Annotated in this window: 19 protein-coding genes and 1 tRNA gene; 14 read left to right on the forward strand and 6 right to left on the reverse strand. The window is 62.9% G+C overall.

The window, feature by feature from the left end:
- The 13 genes from J7573_RS15810 (at window position 1) to J7573_RS15870 (ending at window position 11,766) form a co-directional block, all read left to right on the forward strand.
- A tRNA-Ile gene (locus J7573_RS15810) sits at window positions 1-77 on the forward strand.
- 118 nt (window positions 78-195) lie between these two features.
- On the forward strand, window positions 196-657 hold the full coding sequence (locus J7573_RS15815) for an Lrp/AsnC family transcriptional regulator (RefSeq protein WP_152957982.1): 462 nt from the start codon (window positions 196-198) through the stop codon (window positions 655-657).
- Window positions 658-826: 169 nt separating this feature from the next.
- Window positions 827-1,189: a toxin gene (locus J7573_RS15820; protein ID WP_294337050.1), complete on the forward strand. Its 363-nt coding sequence runs from the start codon at window positions 827-829 to the stop codon at window positions 1,187-1,189.
- Window positions 1,167-1,481 (forward strand): transcriptional regulator, encoded by a 315-nt coding sequence (locus J7573_RS15825; protein WP_294337052.1) that lies wholly within the window; start codon window positions 1,167-1,169, stop codon window positions 1,479-1,481. The genes J7573_RS15820 and J7573_RS15825 overlap by 23 nt, the downstream gene beginning before the upstream one ends.
- Window positions 1,482-1,642: 161 nt before the next feature.
- Window positions 1,643-3,325 (forward strand): NAD(P)/FAD-dependent oxidoreductase, encoded by a 1,683-nt coding sequence (locus J7573_RS15830; protein WP_294337055.1) that lies wholly within the window; start codon window positions 1,643-1,645, stop codon window positions 3,323-3,325.
- A 15-nt stretch (window positions 3,326-3,340) separates the two neighbouring features.
- Window positions 3,341-4,135, forward strand: coding sequence for a carbon-nitrogen hydrolase family protein (locus J7573_RS15835; protein WP_294337060.1), 795 nt, complete (start codon window positions 3,341-3,343; stop codon window positions 4,133-4,135).
- 172 nt (window positions 4,136-4,307) lie between these two features.
- Window positions 4,308-6,587 carry a pyrroloquinoline quinone biosynthesis protein PqqF gene (gene pqqF / locus J7573_RS15840; RefSeq protein ID WP_294337062.1) on the forward strand — a complete coding sequence of 760 codons (2,280 nt, stop codon included), beginning with the start codon at window positions 4,308-4,310 and terminating at the stop codon, window positions 6,585-6,587.
- A 169-nt stretch (window positions 6,588-6,756) separates the two neighbouring features.
- The gene (gene pqqA, locus J7573_RS15845; RefSeq protein WP_003243383.1) at window positions 6,757-6,828 is read left to right on the forward strand and encodes a pyrroloquinoline quinone precursor peptide PqqA; all 72 of its coding nucleotides are present in this window, start codon (window positions 6,757-6,759) and stop codon (window positions 6,826-6,828) included.
- Window positions 6,829-6,908: 80 nt separating this feature from the next.
- Entirely contained in the window at window positions 6,909-7,820 is a 912-nt protein-coding gene (gene pqqB / locus J7573_RS15850; RefSeq protein ID WP_294337064.1) for a pyrroloquinoline quinone biosynthesis protein PqqB, read from the forward strand.
- 9 nt (window positions 7,821-7,829) lie between these two features.
- Window positions 7,830-8,585, forward strand: a complete 756-nt coding sequence (pqqC, locus tag J7573_RS15855) for a pyrroloquinoline-quinone synthase PqqC (protein ID WP_294337065.1) — start codon at window positions 7,830-7,832, stop codon at window positions 8,583-8,585.
- Complete coding sequence (pqqD, locus tag J7573_RS15860; protein ID WP_294337067.1) at window positions 8,582-8,857, forward strand: pyrroloquinoline quinone biosynthesis peptide chaperone PqqD; 276 nt, start codon at window positions 8,582-8,584, stop codon at window positions 8,855-8,857. The genes pqqC and pqqD overlap by 4 nt, the downstream gene beginning before the upstream one ends.
- Window positions 8,829-9,977, forward strand: coding sequence for a pyrroloquinoline quinone biosynthesis protein PqqE (gene pqqE, locus J7573_RS15865; RefSeq protein WP_294337069.1), 1,149 nt, complete (start codon window positions 8,829-8,831; stop codon window positions 9,975-9,977). Before pqqD ends, pqqE begins: the two co-directional genes overlap by 29 nt.
- Window positions 9,943-11,766: a S9 family peptidase gene (locus J7573_RS15870; RefSeq protein WP_294337071.1), complete on the forward strand. Its 1,824-nt coding sequence runs from the start codon at window positions 9,943-9,945 to the stop codon at window positions 11,764-11,766. The genes pqqE and J7573_RS15870 overlap by 35 nt, the downstream gene beginning before the upstream one ends.
- A gap of 32 nt (window positions 11,767-11,798) precedes the next feature.
- On the opposite strand, the gene J7573_RS15875 is transcribed toward J7573_RS15870, so the two are convergent.
- Window positions 11,799-11,957: a YqaE/Pmp3 family membrane protein gene (locus J7573_RS15875; protein WP_294337072.1), complete on the reverse strand. Its 159-nt coding sequence runs from the start codon at window positions 11,955-11,957 to the stop codon at window positions 11,799-11,801.
- Between the two features lie 140 nt (window positions 11,958-12,097).
- A complete protein-coding gene (locus J7573_RS15880; RefSeq protein ID WP_294337074.1) occupies window positions 12,098-13,378 on the reverse strand; it encodes an aminotransferase class III-fold pyridoxal phosphate-dependent enzyme in 1,281 nt (426 codons plus the stop codon).
- Between the two features lie 212 nt (window positions 13,379-13,590).
- On the opposite strand from J7573_RS15880, the gene J7573_RS15885 reads away from it, so the two are divergent.
- Window positions 13,591-14,514, forward strand: coding sequence for a LysR family transcriptional regulator (locus tag J7573_RS15885; RefSeq protein ID WP_294337076.1), 924 nt, complete (start codon window positions 13,591-13,593; stop codon window positions 14,512-14,514).
- Between the two features lie 238 nt (window positions 14,515-14,752).
- Here J7573_RS15885 and J7573_RS15890 read toward each other — a convergent pair whose 3' ends face one another.
- From J7573_RS15890 to J7573_RS15905, 4 genes are all read right to left on the reverse strand, one after another.
- Complete coding sequence (locus J7573_RS15890; RefSeq protein WP_294337078.1) at window positions 14,753-16,531, reverse strand: acyl-CoA dehydrogenase C-terminal domain-containing protein; 1,779 nt, start codon at window positions 16,529-16,531, stop codon at window positions 14,753-14,755.
- Between the two features lie 146 nt (window positions 16,532-16,677).
- Window positions 16,678-17,961, reverse strand: coding sequence for a GGDEF domain-containing protein (locus tag J7573_RS15895; RefSeq protein ID WP_294337079.1), 1,284 nt, complete (start codon window positions 17,959-17,961; stop codon window positions 16,678-16,680).
- A 289-nt stretch (window positions 17,962-18,250) separates the two neighbouring features.
- Window positions 18,251-20,389: a cytochrome c peroxidase gene (locus tag J7573_RS15900; RefSeq protein WP_294337081.1), complete on the reverse strand. Its 2,139-nt coding sequence runs from the start codon at window positions 20,387-20,389 to the stop codon at window positions 18,251-18,253.
- A 529-nt stretch (window positions 20,390-20,918) separates the two neighbouring features.
- The gene (locus tag J7573_RS15905; RefSeq protein ID WP_110639226.1) at window positions 20,919-22,724 is read right to left on the reverse strand and encodes a phenylacyl-CoA dehydrogenase; all 1,806 of its coding nucleotides are present in this window, start codon (window positions 22,722-22,724) and stop codon (window positions 20,919-20,921) included.
- Window positions 22,725-22,862 lie beyond the last annotated feature (138 nt).

Consider the following 22,862-nt stretch of genomic DNA (forward strand, 5'->3'; position numbering starts at 1 on the left):
GGGCCTATAGCTCAGTCGGTTAGAGCAGAGGACTCATAATCCTTTGGTCCACGGTTCGAGTCCGTGTGGGCCCACCAGCCATGACGAAAGCCGCGCCGATGCGCGGTTTTTTTGTGCTCGAAAGATGACAGTTTCAGGGCTTGCCCTGCTTGTCTACGGCTGGCTAGGCTAGCGGACCCTCCGTAGAGACTCGCCATGTCGGATTCCCGCCCCATCACCCTCGACGAAATCGACCGCCAGCTGATCGCCCTGCTGCAGATCAACGCCCGCGAAAGCGTCGCCACCCTCGCCCGCCAGCTCGGCATCGCCCGCACCACGGTCAACTCGCGCCTGGAGCGGCTGGAAAAGAACAAGGTCATCACCGGCTATGGCGTGCGCCTTGGCCAGCGCCTGATTGGCGGTGGGCTGCAGGCCTATGTCGGGATCAAGGTGCAGCCACGCTCCGGCAAGGAAGTGGTACGTCGCCTGAGTGCCATGGGGCAGGTGCAGCAGCTGTGCGCGGTGAGTGGCGAGTTCGATTACGTGGCCTGGTTGCGCAGCGATTCGCCGGAGCAACTCGACCAGCTGCTGGACCAGATTGGCAGCGTCGAGGGGGTGGAGAAGACCACCACGTCGATCATCCTCAGCAGCAAGGTTGATCGCGGGCAGCCTGCCTGATCCGTCAGACTGCCAAAGTCTTACAGGGTAATCCCGACACTTCCTACAGGCGTTACAAGCTGCAATTCAATGACGCTCCCTCAGCGCGCCGACGCGTATAGGCTGGAAAGAAAGCCCATTGACGGGCTTCTCTTACCCATCCAAACTATACGCAGATTACGTACATGCCATGGACGCGTTTTTTGTTGAGTTGCCACCTTTTGAACGCCACCGGTCCGAGTACCTCAGCGAAGAGCAGTTCCGCTGCCTACAGCAGATCTTGTTGAGCTGCCCAGATGCAGGCGATGTCATCAGAGGAACCGGAGGGCTTAGAAAAATCCGGTTTTCTGATCCCCTCAGGCACAAGGGAAAACGAGGGGGCATCCGCGCCATTTACTACTACTGGCTATCGGGCATGCAGTTCTGGTTGTTCACCCTTTACGGGAAAGACATGCAGGATGACCTGACAGATCAACAGCGCAAGACGCTGAAAACCATGCTCGAACGTGAATACCTGATGAGGACACACCATGCCCCGCAACCTCTTCACTGAACTCAGCGAAGGCTTCGAAGCCCTGGCCGAGGAGCGTGCAGGGAAAATGACCCTGCGCTCACACAAGGTAAATTACGAGGAACTCGCGCCACTGGCTCCCAACGAGCTGCTTGAGCTGCGCCAGCAACTGAACATGTCCAGAGCGCTCTTCGCAAACTATCTGCGGACCAATGCCCGAACGCTGGAGAACTGGGAGCAAGGTCGCTCCAAGCCGAATGCCCAAGCCATTGCCTTGATCCGCCTGGTACAAAAATTCCCGGAAACGGTGGAGCACCTTGCAGCAATCAGCTGATCGTTAAAACTGATGTAGTTATGGTCATAGCGACGAAAAAAACTACATTACGCCATCATTCTGCATCTTAATTACGAACACCCCGCTTCATAAAATGACCCCCAGCCATCTCCTATACTCAGGCTCCGCCCCTCGCGCAGCCGCTCTGGCAAGGTCACTTCATGAACAAGAAAAACCGCCACCCCGCCGACGGCAAACAGCCCATCACTATCTTCGGCCCAGACTTCCCCTTCGCCTTCGACGACTGGCTGGAACACCCGGCCGGCCTGGGTAGCATTCCAGCCAAGCGCCATGGTGAGGAAGTCGCCATCGTCGGCGCCGGCATCGCCGGCCTGGTCGCGGCCTACGAATTGATGAAGCTGGGCCTCAAGCCCGTGGTATACGAGGCCTCGAAGCTCGGCGGGCGGCTGCGTTCGCAGGCCTTCAACGGCACCGACGGCATCATCGCCGAACTCGGCGGCATGCGCTTTCCGGTGTCCTCCACCGCCTTCTACCACTATGTCGACAAGCTGGGCCTGGAAACCAGGCCCTTCCCCAACCCGCTGACGTCCGCATCGGGCAGCACGGTGATCGACCTCGAAGGCCAGACCTACTACGCCGAAAAGGCCAGTGACCTGCCGAAACTGTTCCATGAAGTGGCCGACGCCTGGGCGGATGCGCTGGAAAGCGGTGCCCGGTTCGCCGATATCCAGCAGGCGATCCGTGACCGTGACGTACCTCGGCTCAAAGAATTGTGGAACAAGCTGGTGCCCCTGTGGGACGACCGAACCTTCTACGACTTCGTCGCTACCTCGCGCTCGTTCGCCCAGCTGAGCTTCCAGCACCGCGAAGTGTTCGGCCAGGTCGGATTCGGCACCGGCGGCTGGGACTCGGACTTCCCCAACTCGATGCTGGAAATCTTCCGCGTGGTCATGACCAACTGCGACGACCACCAGCACCTGATCGTCGGAGGCGTGGAGCAAGTCCCTCAAGGCATCTGGCGCCATGTGCCAGAGCGCTGCGCCCATTGGCCGGCTGGCACCAGCCTGAGTTCGCTGCATGGCGGCGCACCGCGCACCGGGGTCAAGCGCATCGCCCGCGCGGCCGATGGGCGCCTGGCAGTCACTGACAACTGGGGCGATACCCGCCACTACAGCGCGGTGCTCGCCACCTGCCAGAGCTGGCTGCTGACCACCCAGATCGACTGCGAAGAGTCGCTGTTCTCGCAGAAGATGTGGATGGCCCTGGACCGCACCCGCTACATGCAGTCGTCGAAGACCTTCGTCATGGTCGACCGGCCGTTCTGGAAGGACAAGGACCCGCAGACTGGCCGCGACCTGATGAGCATGACCCTCACCGATCGCCTCACCCGCGGTACCTATCTGTTCGACAACGGTGACGACAAACCGGGGGTGATCTGCCTGTCCTACGCCTGGATGAGCGATGCCCTGAAGATGCTGCCTCATCCGGTGGAAAAGCGCGTGCAACTGGCCCTGGACGCGCTGAAGAAGATCTACCCCAAGACCGACATCGCCGGGCACATCATCGGCGACCCGATCACCATTTCCTGGGAGGCCGACCCGCACTTCCTCGGTGCCTTCAAGGGCGCGCTGCCGGGCCACTACCGCTACAACCAGCGCATGTATGCGCACTTCATGCAGCGGGACATGCCCGCCGAGCAGCGCGGCATGTTCATTGCCGGTGACGACGTGTCGTGGACCCCGGCCTGGGTTGAAGGTGCGGTGCAGACGTCGTTGAATGCGGTGTGGGGTATCATGAACCACTTCGGTGGCCACACCCACCCGGACAACCCAGGCCCGGGTGATGTGTTCGACGAGATCGGGCCCATCGCCCTGGCTGACTGAAACCAAGGAGGCAGCATGCGCATCGCTCTGTTCCAGGGCGCACCCAACCCGCTGGACGTGCCCGGCAACCTGCAACGGCTGCGTCACCAGGCGCAGCTGGCGGCCGAGCGTGGCGCGCAATTGCTGGTGTGCCCGGAGATGTTCCTGAGCGGCTACAACATCGGCCTGGCACAGGTTGAACGGCTGGCCGAGGCCGACGATGGGCCCTCGGCCATGGAGGTGGTGGAGATCGCCCAGGCGCACCGTATCGCCATCGTCTACGGCTACCCGGAGCGCGCCGATGACGGGGCGATCTACAACAGCGTGCAGTTGATCGATGCCCATGGCCGCAGCCTGTGCAATTACCGCAAGACGCATCTGTTCGGCGAGCTGGACCGGGCGATGTTCAGCCCTGGCGCCGACCATTTCCCGGTGGTCGAGCTGGAAGGCTGGAAGGTCGGCATGCTGATCTGCTACGACATCGAATTCCCGGAGAACGCCCGGCGCCTGGCGCTGGCAGGTGCCGAACTGATCCTGGTGCCGACGGCGAACATGACGCCGTACGACTTCGTCTGCCAGGTGACCGTGCGCTCGCGGGCGCAGGAGAACCAGTGCTACCTGGTGTATGCCAACTACTGCGGGGCCGAAGACGAGATCCACTACTGTGGGCAGAGCAGCATCATCGGGCCCGATGGCAGCCTGCTGGCCATGGCCGGGCGCGATGAGTGCCAGTTGCTGGCTGAGCTGGAGCATGAGCGGGTGGTGCGGGGGCGTGAGGCATTTCCTTACCTGACCGATCTGCGTCAGGAGTTGCACCTGCGTCAGGGCTGACAAGGGCCGCTTTGCGGCCCATTCGCGGGCACGCCCGCTCCCACAGGGACCGCGTGATCGTGTGGTCAACGCTATTCCTGTGGGAGCGGGCGTGTCGGGACGCCGCACCGCCGCGAATGGGCCAGGCCTGCCTTGCAAATGGGTTAGCATGAACACCTGCCCCGGAGTTCCCATGCCTGACACCACCCGCCACCTCACCCTCGCCAACGGCTTGCAGCTGACCCTGCGCCATGCCCCGCGCCTGAAGCGCTCGGCGGCCGCCTTGAGGGTGCATGCGGGCAGCCACGACGCTCCAGCCGCATGGCCGGGCCTGGCCCACTTCCTCGAACACCTGTTCTTCCTCGGCACCGCACACTTCCCTCTGGAAGACGGCCTGATGCGCTACGTCCAGTCCCTGGGCGGTCAGGTCAATGCCAGCACCCGCGAGCGCACCACCGATTTCTTCTTCGAAGTACCGCCTGCTGCGTTGGCCGGTGGCCTGGAACGCCTGTGCCAGATGCTTGCCGAACCGGACCTGGGCATCGAACGGCAAAGCCGCGAGCGTGAAGTCATCCACGCCGAATTCATCGCCTGGTCACGCAACCCGCAGGCACAGCAGCAATTTGCCTTGCTGCAATCTGTGGCTGGCAATCATCCGCTGATCGGCTTTCATGCGGGCAATCGCTATTCCCTCGCGTTGCGCAATATTGCCTTCCAGCAAGCGCTCACGGGCTTTCATCAACGTTTCTACCAGGGCGGCCAGATCACCCTGAGTCTCTGTGGCCCACAGCCACTGGATGAACTGGAGCAACTCGGCAGGCTATACGCCGGGGTCTTCGAAACAGGCGCCCCTGTGCCGCAAACCTTGCCACCTGCCTTGACCGCCAACAAGCCGCTACTGTTCGCCCACGAGGGCCTGCCCGAAGGTGCGGAACAGGCGCTGGAGCTGCTGATCGCCAACCTCGGTGACAACCGCCCCGGCAGTTGGCTGGAGGCTCTGGAGCGACGTGACTGGCTTAAAGGGTGCAAGGTCGAGAAGTTATATGCCTTCGCCGGGCAACTGCTCTGGCACATCGACCTGAAGCTCGCCCCGGATGCCGACACTGATGAGGCGCTGAAGCTGCTGCACGGCTGGTTCGACTTCTTCCGCCAGGCAGAACCCGCCCAACTCAACGGCGCGTTTGGCCGTTTGCAACAACGTCGCGAACGCAGCGCCAGCGCACTGGAGCTGGCCCGCCGCGATAGCGCCGGGCAGCCGTTTGCGGCACTGGATACACAAGCGCTGGTCGCGCTCGAAGCGCTGCTTGAACAGCTGCCTCGTCACGCATACGGGCAATGGCAACTGCCAACGGCAGAGCCGTTGTTGTTCGATGAACTACCCACTGTTAAAACTGCAGAACTTCCCCCTGCGCTGGCCATGAGCGACCTGCTTCCCCCCACCAGGCAATACGCAGCACTTTATCTGCGCTGGTACATGCCATCGGCATTACGCCAACGTCTGCAGGGCATACTTGAACACGCCTTGCACCCCATGCAGGTACGTTGCGAGCAGGCCTGCGTGCAACTGCAGTTCAACGCGTCTGGCGAATACTGGCAGCTACGTTGCGCTGGCCATCCAGCAGCCGTGGTACGCGCCATGGGCCAAGCGTTGGCGCTGATGCAGGCGCCCTCCAACTGGCAACCATCGCCACCTCAGGCGCCCGCCCTGATACCGATCAGGGCGTTGATCAATCAGTTACCTGATGCCGTGCTCGGCACCCGCCCCGCCGCAATACCGTCCAGCACCCCCGACCAAGCGCTGCTCGACGGCGCCTGGCAGCATAGCCGCTGGCAGGGCCTGGCCGTGGGCTTCGACACCAGCGCCGAGCAGGCATTGGGCGCAGTGCTGCAGGGCTGCCCAGGGCGAGGTGCGGTGCCCACGCCTGCCGCCCTCTGGACCGGCCATCGCTGGCACCATGCCGAGGTGCCAGGCAGTGAAAATGCCCTGCTGCTGTTCTGCCCACTCTCAGCCGGGCAGCAAGCCTGTGGTCGTCTTCTGGCCCAGCTGCTGCAAGGCCCGGTGTATCAACGACTGCGGGTCGAACTGCAACTTGGCTATGCCGTTTTCAGTACCTTTCGTCAGGTCGAAGGTATCGGTGGCCTGCTGTTCGGTGTGCAGTCGCCACATGCCAGCCAGGCCGAAATCCTCGATCACCTGCGCGAACTTCTGGGCCAGGGCATCACACTCGATAGCCATGCTCGTCAGGCACTGGCCGAGCAGTTCGATGAGCCTGCCATGGCCAACGCCGAGGTCGCCGAATGGGCATGGCAGACACACCTGGCCACACAGCCCGCCGACCTGCTTGCGCTGCAGCGGTCTATTCTGTTGACGCAACAAGCGGATCTGGACGACCTGCTACGTGACCTGCTCGGCCCCGATTGCGCCTGGCTTTGCCTGGCCAACAGCGCCGCGCCCGATGCGTCCTGGCACTGATCTCGCGGGGATTGTTACGTTTACTGCAAGGGCGCTTATCAAAGAATTAACCTTTCAGTACAAATTTTTCTTGTAAGATAACGCTATCTCAGCCAAGGGAACCTCCTGCCCGAGGCGGTACCCAACCCGTAGCTGAAGCACCCCAACCCCATCCGGAAGGAGAACGCCCATGTGGACCAAACCTGCATACACTGACCTGCGTATCGGCTTCGAAGTGACCATGTACTTCGCCAACCGCTAAGCCTTGCTTTGCGGCTCGACGCCTCGGCCCGCCGGGGCGTCGTCGTTTTTCCGATACGGCTTTTCGCAGAAGGAGTGGCCATGTACATCCAGATTCTCGGTTCCGCCGCCGGTGGTGGTTTCCCGCAGTGGAACTGCAACTGCGTCAACTGCAAGGGCTATCGCGACGGCAGCCTGCGTGCCACCGCGCGCACCCAGTCGTCCATCGCCCTGTCCGACGACGGTGAGCACTGGATCCTGTGCAATGCCTCGCCCGACATCCGCGCCCAGCTCCAGGCCTTCGCGCCGATGCAGCCGGCGCGTGCCCTGCGCGACACCGGCATCAACGCCATCGTCCTGCTCGACAGCCAGATCGACCACACCACCGGCCTGCTCAGCCTGCGCGAAGGCTGCCCGCACCAGGTCTGGTGCACCGACATGGTCCACCAGGACCTGACCACCGGCTTCCCGCTGTTCAACATGCTCAGCCACTGGAACGGTGGCCTGCAGTGGAACCGCATCGAGCTTGAAGGCAGTTTCGTCATCGACGCCTGCCCCAACCTCAGGTTCACCCCGTTTCCTCTGCGTAGCGCAGCACCGCCCTACTCGCCGCACCGCTTCGACCCGCACCCGGGCGACAACCTCGGCCTGCTGGTCGAGGACACGCGCACCGGCGGCAAGCTGTTCTACGCCCCCGGCCTCGGCCAGGTCGATGCCAAGCTGCTGCAGATGATGCACGGCGCCGACTGCCTGCTGGTCGACGGCACGCTGTGGGAGGATGATGAAATGCAGCGCCGCGGTGTCGGCACCCGTACCGGCCGCGAGATGGGCCACCTGGCGCAGAACGGCCCCGGTGGCATGCTCGAAGTGCTCGACGGCTTCCCGCGCCAGCGCAAGGTGCTTGTCCACATCAACAACACCAACCCGATCCTCGATGAAGATTCCCCCGAGCGCGCCGAAGTCCAGCGCCGCGGCGTCGAAGTCGCCTTCGATGGCATGAGCATCGAGCTGTAAGGAGGCCCCATGAGCGACGCACTGCCAATGTCACCTGCCGATTTCGAGCAGGCCCTGCGCGCCAAGGGCGCCTACTACCACATCCACCATCCATACCATGTGGCGATGTACCAAGGTCGCGCCACTCGCGAACAGATCCAGGGCTGGGTGGCCAACCGTTTCTACTACCAGGTCAACATCCCGATGAAGGATGCCGCGATCCTGGCCAACTGCCCGGACCGCGAAATCCGCCGCGAGTGGATCCAGCGCCTGCTCGACCATGACGGCGCGCCCGGCGAGGACGGCGGTATCGAAGCCTGGCTGCGCTTGGGTCAGGCGGTCGGCCTCGACCCCGACCAGTTGCGCTCCCAGGAACTGGTGCTGCCCGGCGTGCGCTTCGCCGTCGATGCCTACGTCAACTTCGCCCGCCGTGCCAGTTGGCAGGAAGCGGCCAGCAGCTCGCTGACCGAGCTGTTCGCTCCGCAGATCCACCAGTCGCGCCTGGACAGCTGGCCACAGCACTACCCGTGGATCGACCCGGCCGGCTACGAGTACTTCCGCACCCGCCTGGGCCAGGCCCGGCGCGACGTCGAGCACGGCCTGGCGATCACCTTGCAGCACTACACCACCCGCGCGGGCCAGGAGCGTATGCTGGAAATCCTGCAGTTCAAGCTGGATATCCTCTGGAGCATGCTCGACGCCATGAGCATGGCCTACGAGCTGAACCGCCCGCCTTACCACACCGTCACCCAACAACGGGTCTGGCACAAGGGGATCGCCCTATGAGTTTCGACCGCAAGCAAACGCCGAACTGGCGCCCCGGCTACCGCTTCCAGTACGAGCCGGCACAAAAAGGCCATGTGCTGCTGTACCCCGAGGGCATGATCAAGCTCAACGACAGCGCTGGCCTTATCGGCGGGCTGATCGACGGCAAGCGTGACGTGGCGGCGATCATCGCCGACCTCGAACGACAATTCCCTGGTGTGCCCGAAGTCGCCGACGACATTGAGCAATTCATGGAGGTGGCCCGTGCCGAACACTGGATCACCCTCGCCTGAGGTGCCGGTCGGCCTGCCGCTGTGGCTGCTGGCCGAACTGACCTACCGCTGCCCGCTGCAGTGCCCGTACTGCTCCAACCCGCTGGACTTCGCCGCCCAGGGCCAGGAGCTGAGCACCGAGCAGTGGTTCAAGGTAATGGCCGAGGCCCGCGAAATGGGTGCCGCGCAGATCGGCTTCTCCGGTGGCGAACCGCTGGTGCGCCAGGACCTCACCGAGCTGATCGGCGAGGCCCGCCGGCTGGGCTACTACACCAACCTGATCACCTCCGGCATCGGCCTGACCGAAGCGCGCATCGCTGCCTTCAAGCAGGCCGGGCTGGACCATATCCAGATCAGCTTCCAGGCCAGTGACGAGCAGGTCAACAACCTGCTGGCCGGCTCGAAAAAGGCCTTTGCGCAGAAGCTGGAGATGGCCCGCGCGGTGAAGGCCCACGGCTACCCGATGGTGCTCAACTTCGTCACCCACCGGCACAACATCGACAAGATCGACCGTATCATCGAGCTGTGCATCGCCCTTGAAGCCGACTTCGTCGAGCTTGCCACCTGCCAGTTCTACGGCTGGGCGCACCTCAACCGCCTGGGCCTGCTGCCGACCCGCGCGCAGCTCGAACGTGCCGAACGCATCACCAACGAGTACCGGCAAAAGCTCAAGGCCGAAGGCAGCCCGTGCAAGCTGATCTTCGTCACCCCGGACTACTACGAGGAACGCCCCAAGGCCTGCATGAACGGCTGGGGCAGCCTGTTCCTGACCATCACCCCGGACGGCACTGCCCTGCCTTGCCACGGCGCCCGGCAATTGCCGGTGCAGTTCCCCAACGTGCGCGACCATGACCTGCACCACATCTGGTACGACTCGTACGGCTTCAACCGCTTCCGCGGTTACGACTGGATGCCCGAGCCGTGCCGTTCGTGCGACGAGAAGGAAAAGGACTTCGGCGGCTGCCGTTGCCAGGCCTTCATGCTGACCGGCGATGCCAGCAAGGCCGACCCGGTGTGCGCCAAGTCACCCGATCACGGCATCATCCTCAAGGCCCGCGAGGAAGCGGAGACCGCCCAACTCGCCATCGAAGAGATGACCTTCCGCAATGAGCGCAACTCCCGTGTCATCGTCCGCGGCTGACTTCAGCGCCGCCCAGGCCGTTGCCGCCGGCACCGACTTTGCCGAACTCAAGGTCAGTGCCGAGGGGCTGTTCTGGAACGAGTTCCGCCCGGCCGATGGGGCCTGCCGTATCTGGCAGTGGCGTGACCAGCAGGCGCGCTGCCTCACGCCCGATGGTTTCAGCGTACGCAGCCGGGTCTACGAATACGGTGGTGGCAGCTTCTGCCTGGGCGGCGATGGGCTGCTGTTCGTCAATGAGAAGGATCAGCAGGTCTATACCCAGCGCCTCGAAGGCGGTGCACCTCGCGCCCTGACCGATCAGTCCGATTGCCGCTATGGCGACGTGCAGTGGCACGACGGCAAGGTGCTGGCAGTCGAAGAGCGCCATGGCGAAAGCGTCGAACATCGCCTGGTGGCACTGGACGATAGCAGCAGGGAGGTACTCGCCGAGGGTGCCGACTTCTATGCCTCGCCAACGATCAGCGCTGATGGCCAGCGCCTGGCCTGGGTCGAATGGGACCGTCCGGCACAGCCCTGGACCGTTACCCGGCTGATGTGCCGAGAACGCGGCCCCAGCGGAAACTGGGGAGCGGTACGCTGCATGGCGGCCGATGACGAATCACTGCAACAACCACGCTTCGATGCTCAAGGCCGGTTGTATTGCCTGTCCGACCGCAATGGGTTCTGGCAGCCGTGGGGCGAAATCGACGGCCGCTGGCAAGCGCTGCCTGCGGAAGATGCGGACCACGCCGCCGCGCCCTGGCAACTGGGCACCAGCACCTGGCTGCCCCTGGGGCCGCAGAGCTACCTGGCCAGCTGGTTCGAAGGTGGCTTCGGGCAACTTGGCCTGCGCTCCGACGATGGCCGGGTGGAGCGTTTCGCCAGCGCCTATACCCGCTTCCGCAGTCTGGCTATGGATACCGAATACCTCTACGCCATCGCCGCTTCTCCGGTCAGTCCACCGGCGGTGATTGCCATTGCCCGCATCGGCCACGAAGTCAGCGTGCTGGCCGGTGGCGCCGAAGTGCTGCCTGCCGCGCAAATCAGCCTGCCGCAGTCGATTCATTACGAGAGCGGCGGTGCGCTGGCCCATGGTTTCTTCTATCCGGCAGCCGCCAACATGGGCCCGGCACCCTTGGTGGTGTTCATCCACGGCGGCCCGACCTCGGCCTGCTACCCGGTACTCGACCCACGCATCCAGTACTGGACCCATCGCGGTTTCGCCGTGGCCGACCTGAACTACCGGGGCAGCACCGGCTATGGCCGGGCATACCGCCAGGCGCTGCACCTGCGTTGGGGCGAAAGCGATGTGCAGGATGCCTGTGCCGCCGTCGAGTATCTGGCCGGGCGAGGGCTGATCGACCCCGGCAAGGCCTTCATTCGCGGCGGCAGTGCCGGTGGCTACACCACACTGTGCGCCTTGGCTTTCCACGGTGTATTCCGTGCGGGTGCCAGCCTTTACGGGGTCAGTGATCCAATTGCCCTGGGCCAGGCCACGCACAAGTTCGAAGGTGATTACCTGGACTGGCTGATCGGTGACCCGCAGCAAGATGCCGAACGTTATCGCCAGCGCACGCCCCTGCTGCATGCTTCGCAAATCAAGGTGCCGGTGATCTTCTTCCAGGGCGAGCTGGATGCCGTGGTGGTGCCGGAGCAGACGCGCTCGATGCTGGCCGCGTTGCAAGCCAATGGCATCGCGGCTCAAGGGCATTTCTATGCAGGGGAGCGGCACGGGTTCCGCAAGGCCGAAAACCTGGCGCATGCGCTGGAGGAAGAGTGGAAGTTCTATTGCAGGGTGTTGGAGGGCTGACAGCCTGGGGCCGCTCTGCGGCCCCGGCATCCTCAGCGCTTGGCGATGATATACACCGCATGCACGATCCCCGGGATGTAGCCCAGCAGGGTCAGTAGTATGTTCACCCAGAACGCCCCGCCAAACCCCACCTGCAGAAACACACCCAGCGGCGGCAAGATGATGGCGATGATGATGCGAATGAAGTCCATGCGGGTCTCTCCTGAAGGGCTTACATCAGAGACTCGCCGCGCATCGCAGAGGTTCCACAGGCAAAAAAAAACGCCCCGGGCCAAATGAAACAGGCACGGGGCGATGCGCAGAAACGCCAGACGGTTCGTAAAATTCTTGATCAGGCCGGCATTTCGCGGCGGGCCTGTTGTTGCGCATGCAAACGGGCAAAGGCCCGTGCCAGGCGCAGGAGCATTTCGTCGATATTGCCCTTGCTCACGGTCAGCGCCGGCGAGAAACGCACAACATCGGCCTGCGGCGCGTTCAGCAGCAAACCTTCGTGCAAGGCAGCCCCGACCAGTTCCTTGGCCAGGTTTTCCTGCAACTGCAGCGCCCACAAAAGCCCCTGGCCGCGCACTTCGCCCTGGCCATAGCGGCCGGCCAGGCGGCTCAGGCCATCACGCAGATGGCGACCACTGTCCTGCACCTGCCCGAAGAAACCCGGCTCCAGCACGGTTTCCAGCACAGCCAGACCCGCAGCGCTCATCAGTGCATTGCCGTGATGGCTGCCCTCCAGTTCGCCAGGTTCCGCACAGCAGGCTGTCCCGCGAGCGAGCAAGGCCGCCAGTGGCACGCCGCCCCCCAAGCCCTTGCCCAGCGTGATGATGTCGGCACGCACGCCGTAGGTCTCTTCTGCCAGCAATGCCCCGCAGCGGCCAATACCCGTCTGCACTTCGTCGAGAATCAGCAGGATGCCCAGTTCCCGGCAGAGCTTTTCCACGCCCTGCAGGTACTCACGTGTCGCCGGGATCACCCCCGCCTCACCCTGGATCGGCTCGAGCATGATCGCCACGGTGCGCGAATCGACCTCGGCATGCAGCGCCGCCAGGTCGTTGAACGGCACCTTGCTGAACCCCGGCAGGCCCGGCTCGCAGCGGTTGCACGGCAGCGGGTCGGAAGCGGACAGCGCGCCCAGGCTGCGGCCATGGCAGGCCTGGCTGGCAGTAATGATGTGGTAGGCGCCGTTGCGGTGCAGCTGGCCCCACTTGCGCGCCAGCTTGATCGCCCCTTCACAGGCCTCGGCACCGCTGTTGAGCAAGTACGCCTGGTCGCTACCGGTGCTCTGGCACAGGCGGTTGACCAGCGCCAGCAGACCACGGCTGTGGTAGCCCGCACCCGGATTGATCAGCGCCTGGGCCTGGTTGCCCAGCGCCTTGACCAGCGCCGTCGGGCTGTGGCCGAGGCTGTTGACCGCGCCGCCCTGGGTGAAGTCCAGATAGGCATGCCCTTCGTTATCCCACAACCAGGAGCCCTGGCCACGCACGAACACCTGCGCCGCACGCTCGGTGCTCGGCATCAGGCGCTCGCGCGACAACTGCGGCGCATCCGCCACGATCACCGGCGCACGCTTGGGCTCGGCAACCGCGGCAGGGGCCGAACGGCGCAGGTTGAACAGGTTCATCGGGGCTCCAACCAATCACGGTAAAGGGCGGCCAGGGGTCCGGTCTTGCTGCCGGCGCTGGATAATTTTGCCTTGCCTATCAAAAGTGTTTTTCAAACGCGGTAACAATGAGCGGATTGATCGCTGTAACCCGTTGGAATACGGCGATAGACTAGGCTTCGGCAGCGTTTGCGGCCATTTCGTTTTCCCAGCTTTTTCGATAAGTGTTACTTATGGATTTTCGCCAACTGCGTTATTTCGTCGCGGTGTATGAAGAAGGCCATGTCGGCCGCGCCGCCGAACGCCTGTCGCTGTCGCAACCGGCACTGTCACAACAGATTCGCCAGCTTGAGCACAGCCTCGACCTCAGCCTGTTCGAGCGCAGCAACAAGCGCCTGCTGCCGACCCTGGCTGCACACACCCTGTACAACCATGCCCTGCCGCTGCTGGATGGCCTGCAACGTGCCCATGAGGCCATGCGCAACTTCAAGGGCCAGTCACTGCGCACCTTGGCCATCGGGGTGCTGCAGACCGTGCGGCCAAGCCTGGTGCCACAGTTGCTGGAACGTGTGCGCAAGGCCCAGCCGCATCTCGTGGTGCAGATCTACGAACTGTCGGGGCTGGAGATCGAACGGCGGCTGCTCAATGGCAACCTGGACATCGGCATCAGCTACCTGCCACCGCGCCAGCCAGGGCTGCACGGTTCGCTGCTGTACGAAGACGAGTTGCAGGTTGTCATCCCGGCTACCCACCCTCTGAAAGACTTCAAGAAGGTCTCCATCAAACAGGCCGCCGAATTACCCATGCTGATGCTCGGCGAGGAATTCCAGATCCGCCAGATCTGGAAGGAGCAGTTGGCCGCACAAGGCCGCAGGCCGCAGGTGCAAGCCGAGATGAACAACATGGCGGGGATTCTCGACAGCCTGGCGCACACCGCGCTGGCGACCATTCTGCCGGGGCGGGCCAAGGATGCCGCCGAGGACGACCAGGGTTTGCTGTGGAAACCGTTGAGTGAGCCGCGCGTGCCGCTCAAGGTCGGCCTGGTGTTCCGTGATGCTCAGCGCCAACAGGCGTCGGTGGAACTGCTGCGCACGTTGCTGGAGGAAGAGACCGACGCCCGGCAACTGGGTGCCACGCCGCTGGATGTGCTTGGCTGAAAAAACGCAGACGAAGAAAACCCCGCCGAAGCGGGGTTCTCTAGACTGTTTCCCTGTGACATCCCTATCGCCCCGCCATCCTGGCAGGAAATCCTTCGTTGTCCCTGTTCTGTCCTTTGCGCTTCCTGCGCAACGTCCATGTAGAAAGATTAACTGTGGATCCAATCTGGCGCCAGTGGCGAAAAGTCACCACGTCATGTAGGAAAAGGCTTACAAGAAGTAATCTTTCGCAATCACTTCAAAACTGTTCGGCATCCAGCAGGTACAGCGACTCACTGCCCGCCTTCACCGAGGCCACCAACGAATTCACCCGCGGCAGCAAGCGCGCAAAGTAAAAGCGCGCCGTGCCCAGCTTGGCCGCATAGAACGCCTCGTCGCCCTCACCGGCCTTGGCCGCACGCGCCATCAGTGCCCACATGTAGGCATAGGCCACATAGCCAAAGGCCTGCAGGTACTCGACCGACGCGGCACCGATCTCATTCGGATTGCCCTTGGCCTGCTCCAGTACCCATTCGGTCAGCCCGTCGAGCTGATCCAGGTAGGCGCCCAGCGGCTTGGCAAACTCGTCCAGCTGGCCATCAGCGCTGGCAATGAACTGGCGAATCTCGTCAGAGAACAGCTTGTAGTACGCACCACCGCTGGCCACCACCTTGCGCCCCATGAGGTCCAGCGCCTGGATACCGTTGGTACCTTCGTAGATCTGGGTGATACGCACATCGCGCACCAGTTGCTCCTGGCCCCACTCGCGAATGTAGCCGTGGCCACCGAATACCTGCTGGCCGTGCACCGTGCACTCAAGGCCGAGGTCGGTGAGGAAGGCCTTGGCCACCGGAGTCAGCAGCGCCACCAGCTCTTCGCTGCGTTTGCGCGTGACCGGGTCTTCGCTGTACTTGGCGCTGTCGAGCTGCATCGCCACATAGGTGGAGAAGGCACGACCGCCCTCGATCAGCGCCTTCATGGTGAGCAGCATGCGCCGCACGTCAGGGTGGACGATGATCGGGTCGGCGGCCTTGTCCTTGGCCTGCGGCCCGGTCGGGGCGCGGCTCTGCAGGCGATCACGGGCGTATTCCACAGCGTTCTGGTAGGAGCGTTCGGCCGACGCCAGGCCCTGGATGCCCACGCCCAGGCGCTCGTAGTTCATCATGGTGAACATGGCCGCCAGGCCCTTGTTCGGCTCGCCGACGATGTAACCGACGGCCTCGTCGAAGTTCATCACGCAGGTCGCCGAAGCCTGGATGCCCATCTTGTGCTCGATCGAGCCACAGGTGGCCGGATTGCGCGCGCCGAGGCTGCCGTCCTGGTTGACCAGGAACTTCGGCACCAGGAACAGCGAGATGCCTTTGGGCCCCGCCGGTGCGTCCGGCAGCTTGGCCAGCACCAGGTGGATGATGTTCTCGGTCAGGTCATGCTCGCCGCCGGTAATGAAGATCTTGGTGCCGCTGACCTTGTAGCTGCCATCGGCCTGGGGCTCGGCTTTGGTGCGGATGATGCCCAGGTCGGTGCCGGCATGCGGTTCGGTCAGGCACATGGAGCCGGCCCAGACGCCGGCGTACATGTTCGGCAGGTACTGTTCCTTCAGCGCTTCACTGGCATGGGCGTTGATCGACAGGCAGGCACCGGCGGTCAGCATCGGGTACAGGCCGAAGGCCAGGCTCGAGGCGTTGACCATTTCCTCGACCTGGGCCGAGATCGCCTTGGGCATGCCCATGCCACCGAATTGCGGGTCACCGCCCACGCCCACCCAACCGCCCTCGGCGTAGGTGTTGTAGGCCTCGATGAAGCCGGCTGGCGTACGCACGGCACCGTTGTCCCAGTGGCAGCCTTCCTCGTCAGCGGCGCGGCTGAGGGGGGCAATGGTCTTGCTGGTGACCTTGCCGGCTTCTTCCAGCACTGCCATGGCGGTATCCGCATCGACCGCCTCGGCCAGTTCGGGCAGCTGCGCCCACAACTCGGCCACGTTGAAGACTTCATTCAGTACGAAGCGCATGTCGCGCAGGGGCGCTTTATAGTCAGCCATGACAACCTCTCGCTGGTCGGGTCGGGGCGGCCACAGGGACCGCGGCACGGGGTTCGTAAAAAGAAGCAACCCGGGGTTGAATCCAGTGTAACCGAACAACTTTTGCGAGACATAGGGTCATCACGCGACCATATAGTCTATTTTGGTCACGCCATCCGCACGGCCCCGCGCTGGGATTGTTGACCATGGACCATGACACAGTTACGCCCCGCACCCTTGGCACTGTAAAGCGCCTGGTCGGCGGACTTGAGCACTTCTTCCGGGTTGCGATGGTCGACCAACCGCTCGGCGACGCCAATGCTGATGGTCACCGAGACCGTGCCGCCAGCGCTGCCGCTGCGGCGCTGACGCCCGGCTGAATCGTCCTGCGGGCGGCTGTTCTGGTCACGCAGGTGCATGGTGTAGTTGGCAATCATCTCGCGCACCGCTTCCACGTGCGGCACGCACTCTTCGGCGGTCTTGCCGGCGAACACCAGGGCAAATTCCTCGCCACCGTAGCGATAGGCGCGGCCACCGCCGGTGACCTTGGACAACCGGCTGGCGACCAGCCGCAGCACCTGGTCACCGACATCATGGCCGTGGGTGTCGTTGAATTTCTTGAAGTGGTCGACGTCGGTCATCGCGATCACGTAGTTGCGACCCAGGCGTTGCATGCGCTCGTTCAATGCACGGCGCCCAGGCAAACCGGTCAGTTCGTCACGGAAGGCCATTTGGTAGGCCTCGTGCGAGACCGCCGCAGCAATCATCAGCATCACCTGGCTGCACATGATGTTCAGGGTGAATGGCAGGATGAAGGTCTTGGGCAGCATCCAGAAGATGCCGACCAGGCCAATCAGCTGCGCCGCATGCAAGGGCCGGGGCTCGCGCAGGTATTGCACGACCAGCAGGACGAACACCACGACGAACACCGGGTAGACCATCTGGATCAGGCTCATCCACTGGCCATGCAGCGACGGCCAGCGGATCTCCGCCAGCCAGGCCAGCAGCGCCTGCGGGAAGCTCTGCTCCAGGGCCACGGCCACGCTGCCGACGGCGAACAGCACGGCGAAGCGGGCCAGCAGGTCCTGGGCCAGGTGAGTACGTTCCTGCCAGGCGCCGAACAGGCCGTACAAGGCAGGCAGCAACAGGCACACCAGGTGGAAGATCACCGCCGCGTCCTCGCGCACGCGGCCGTTGTCACGATAGAAGTCGGTCTGGGTATCAAGCAGGAAATAGGCGATGTACACCGTGACCATCAGGAACAGCTCACGCTGGCGGCGATACACGGCGCAGTAGGCGCCGCCCAGCAGCAGGACCAGGGTGGGGAGGACGTTGAACAGTGATGTGAAGAAGACGCTGAGGTCTCTTACATAAGCCGCCGCAAGCCCAGCCAGCAGCAAAAACAGCGAAGGCAGGAAATGGCTCGCGCGAACAGCGTTTAGACGAAACAAGGGCAATCTCCGACCCGGCAGATCAATAATAGCATTGTGCCTTTACTTCATCGGCAGCACACGTGAATAGATGAGTACACCGGTGGGGTTAACGGCAGCGGGGGTGGAGGGCTTGAGCTTTTCTTGTAACTGAAAGCCACCGCGATCGATGTGTAGGAGCGGCCTGGTGTCGCGAAAGGGCTGCAAAGCAGCCCCAGCAATTTCAGCAGGGTTGCTGAAATTCCGGGGGCGCTTCGCACCCCTTTCGCGACACCAGGCCGCTCCTACAATGCACCGCACCAGCTAGGCGCTAGAGGTCGTTGTTGAATGGCAGCAGTGGCCCCTGCGCAGTGGAGCGCCCTGAGGCACCCACGGCATTGAGCTGAAAATCGGCGTCTTGCGCTTGCCGAGAGGTGATCTGTGCGCTGGCCGGTTTTTGCCCGACCGAGTTTTCATCGCCCTTCTCACCCTGTGGCAGCACCAGTGACGGGTGATCGAACGGTGCCCGCTCCCAGGCGACGCGCGGATCGGTCAAGCCGATTTCCATGAACTTGACCAGTGCATCGACTTCATCGGGGGTCAGGTTCAGCGCGGTCATGTCCGGATCAAGGTTGGAGCCGTTGTGCTGATTGACTGCCGGGTGCTCGAAGCCGCTGGTGTTGCTGGCGTCCTCGCCACGCCGGTCGCCGCCGCGGTTGTAGAACTCCATCACCTGCTGCAGCGTTGCCCGGCTGCCGTTGTGGAAGTACGGCCCGGTCAAGGCGATGTTGCGCAGGGTCGGGGTCTTGAAGGCGCCATCGACCGAGTCGCGGAAACCGACACTGGGCTTGAGGGTCGGGTCGCAGGGCACCGCTGCGCTCAGCGGCGCCTCGAAGGTGCACACATCGACCTCCAGTGGGTCAGGAATATTCCCGCCTTGCAGCTGGGTGTTGTACTGACGGGTGAAAGACAGCGGATTGCCCCAGGCGTCCGAGCCACCCAGCGCCAGGTCCTCGGAAGTCGGGCGCACACCGGTGTTGTAGAAGCCGTTGTCGTAGAGCGTGGTCAGGCCGTCGGCCATGATCATGCGCTCGATGCGCTCATGCGGCTGAAACAGCAACCGGCTGCCCGCGTTGGTCAGCTCCGCGCCACCATGGCAGCTGACACACTTGCCTTTGCCCAGGAACAGGTTCATGCCTTGCACCTGCTGGGCGTTCATGGCGGTGTGATCGCCTTGCAGATAGGCATCCAGTGGCGCCTGGTCGGAGATCAGCGTGGACTCGTACATCTGGATCGCCAACCCGAAGAACAGCGGGAAGTTCGCTTCCATCTGGGTATAGGGCTCGCTGCCCAGCAAGACCTGTTGCGTGGCATTCCACAGGCGGGGCTGGAAGGCGCTCTTGATCAGTTCGCGATAGGTCGGCCGACGGGCACTGGAGACCGGCCCGAGTACCGAGTCGGTCGGCGAGATCTTCTGCCCCTTGAGCATCATGGTGTCGAGCATGCGCCGGCCAATGTCGGCGAAGGTGCGCCCGCCGCAGGACATTTCCACCGCGCTACCGGGAGGCCCGACGGCTTGCGAGGCGGCCGAGGCATCCTTGAGGGCCAGGCGCACCTTGACCGCCACGCCACTGGCATCCTTGGTCACGAAGATCCCAGCGTCAGGGTCGCGGTTACCAAATGGCGAGAGGCCGTTGAACACGTTGTTGGCCCGACCATCCCAGAAGTTGCGCACGTTGAACGCCGCGTTGATCACCGACGGTGCATTGCGCCCGGTGGCGCGGCGCACATTGATGCCGCCCACCTGGAAAATGCCGTCCGGTTGCTGGGTGCACTTGTCGAAGCGCGACTGCCGGGGTTTGACGAAGTTGGCGTCGAACACACCTTGCGAGCCGATGACGTCATCACTCGAATAGACGATCGCCGAGTTGCGATCCAGAGGATTGGCCAGCACGTGGGTCGGGAAGTCGCCTTTTTTCAATGTGTAGTTCGGGCCACCCTTGCCGCCGGAACGCGTGGCGTAGCTCGGCACGTCGCCGGGAATGTCAGCGGCCGTGAACGGCTTGTTGAAGATCGACGCGACGTTGGCATTGGTGTTGGCCTGGCCGGGGTTGATCTGGTTGGTGACTCGGTGATCGACACCCGCGTGGTAGTGGCAGGACGCGCAGGCGGTGGCGCCATCACTGCCGATCGCCATGTCCCAGAACAGGGCCTTGCCCAACAGCACCACTGCCCCGCGATTGATCACATAATCGGACATCAGGTCGACCTTGCGGCCACCTTCGGTGCCCGAGGGGTCCGGCGGCGTCATGCCACGCAGTGACTGCAGGCTGGGTACATCCGGCACGGCCGGTACGGTCCCGGCCGGGTCCGCTGCCCGAACGCTGGTCAAAGGAAGGCCGGCGGCGAGCGTCATCGCTATCGCACAGGCCACGCGGGGGATTCGTAAGTTACTCAGATAGTCGACCATGATGGACTTCCCGACGGCTCAGGTTTTTCAGGCTGATCGTTCACGCAACTAAGTGCGCTTAATGCCACCATAGCTGTAACAAAGTATTTCGGCGCGTAACACCCAATGATTTTTTATACCGGTTTATTTAGGTGATCATACCAATAAATACTGATCACCCAACTTACTCAGTTCCGGTGTAAATTCGCCCCCATTAGTGGGTGGCATTCCCCATGCTGCCTTCACGAAGTGTTCACAGACGCCCCGAAACGCCAAGCTCACAGGCATCCCGTGCTTCGGTAAAACCTGGCAACGTATTTGCTATTTCGTACTCAACGGCTGACCAATAGTTGGAGAAGTGCGGAACAAGGCCAAACTGAAACTTGAAGAAGATGAGAGCAGCACGCGCACGTATGTTGCGCTGCGCCAGCCATGCTTATTTAAAAGTATTGAAAAATGCAATTAGGCCCGAACAGGCCTAATTAAAATTTAAAGCCAAAAAAAACGCCGCTCACTAGGAGCGGCGTTTTCTTCAGTAGCTCACCAGGGCTTAGTAACCCAGCGAGAAGTCTTCTTCTTTCATGTCCATCAGGTTGTTGGCGCCCGACAGCATGGTGGCCACGTGAGCACGGGTACGCGGCAGGATGCGCTGGAAGTAGAAGCGCGCGGTCTGCAGCTTGGCGGTGTAGAAGCCTTCTTCGCTGGTGCCGGCTGCCAGCTTTTCAGCCGCCAGGCGGGCGATGTCAGCCCAGAAGTAGGCCAGGCACGCGTAACCGGAATACATCAGGTAATCCACCGACGCAGCACCGACTTCCTCGCGGTCCTTCATCGCGGCCATGCCCACTTTCATGGTCAGCTCGCCCCACTCCTTGTTCAGCGCTGCCAATGGCTCGACGAACTCCTTGACCGCGTCATTGCCTTCCTGCGCCTGGCAGAACTTGTGCACGATCTTGGTGAAGCCCTTGAGCGCTTCGCCCTGGGTCATCAGCACCTTGCGGCCCAGCAGGTCGAGGGCCTGGATGCCGGTGGTGCCTTCGTACAGCATGGAGATACGGCTGTCGCGCACGTTCTGCTCCATACCCCACTCGGCGATGAAGCCGTGACCACCGTAGATCTGCACGCCATGGTTGGCGGCCTCGAAGCCGACTTCGGTCATGAATGCCTTGGCGATCGGGGTCAGGAACGCCAGCAGGGCGTCGGCCTTCTTGCGCTCTTCTTCGTCCTGGCTGTACTTGACGATGTCCACCTGCTTGGCAGTGAAGTACACCATCGCGCGGTTGCCTTCAGCGAAGGCCTTCATGGTCAGCAGCATGCGACGCACGTCCGGGTGGACGATGATCGGGTCAGCGGCTTTGTCCGGTGCTTTCGGGCCGGTCAGGGAACGCATCTGCAGGCGTTCACGGGCGTATTTCAGGCCGCCCTGGAAGGCCACTTCGGCGTGGGCCAGGCCTTGCAGCGCGGTACCCAGGCGTGCGGTGTTCATGAAGGTGAACATGCAGTTCAGGCCTTTGTTGGCCGGGCCGATCAGGTAGCCGGTGGCCGCGTCGAAGTTCATCACGCAGGTGGCGTTGCCGTGGATGCCCATCTTGTGCTCGATCGAGCCACAGCTCACGCCGTTGCGCTCACCCACCCCGCCTTCGGCGTTGGGCAGGAACTTCGGCACGATGAACAGCGAGATACCTTTGGTACCCGCCGGAGCATCCGGCAGACGCGCCAGCACGATGTGGACGATGTTGTCGGCCATGTCGTGTTCGCCAGCCGAGATGAAGATCTTGGTGCCGGACACTTTGTAGCTGCCGTCGGCCTGTGGCTCGGCCTTGGTGCGCAGCATGCCCAGGTCGGTACCGCAGTGCGGCTCGGTCAGGCACATGGTGCCGGTCCACTCGCCGGATACCAGCTTGGTCAGGTAGGTGTGCTGCTGCTCGGCGGTGCCGTGGGCGGAGATGGTGTTCATCGCGCCGTGGGACAGGCCTGGGTACATGCCCCACGACCAGTTCGAACCACCGACCATTTCGCTCAAGGCCAGGCCCAGCGATTCTGGCAGGCCCTGGCCGCCGTGCTCGACGTCATGCGCCAGGCTCGGCCAGCCACCTTCCACAAACTGCTCGTAGGCTGCCTTGAAACCGGTCGGGGTCTTTACGCCCGACTCGCTCCAGGTGCAGCCTTCCTGGTCACCGACACGGTTCAGCGGAGACAGCACCTGCTCACAGAACTTCGCGCCTTCTTCCAGGATCGCGTCGACCATGTCCGGTGTGGCGTCCTGGCAACCCGGCAGGCTCTGATAGTGCGCCTCGTAGCCGAGCAGCTCGTCGCGGACGAAACGAATATCACGCAAGGGGGCTTTGTAATCAGGCATTGCGATGAACCTCTGTGATGAGTTCGGTAGGGGACCGCTGATACCGACCAGCTCTTGTCGGCTTTCGGTCAAACAGTTGTTTGAAACTTACGTTTAGGACCGCCCGATGTCAAGGAGGGACTATGGTTCCATTTACGC

Source organism: Pseudomonas sp., from assembly GCF_017744435.1.
Classification (GTDB): domain Bacteria; phylum Pseudomonadota; class Gammaproteobacteria; order Pseudomonadales; family Pseudomonadaceae; genus Aquipseudomonas.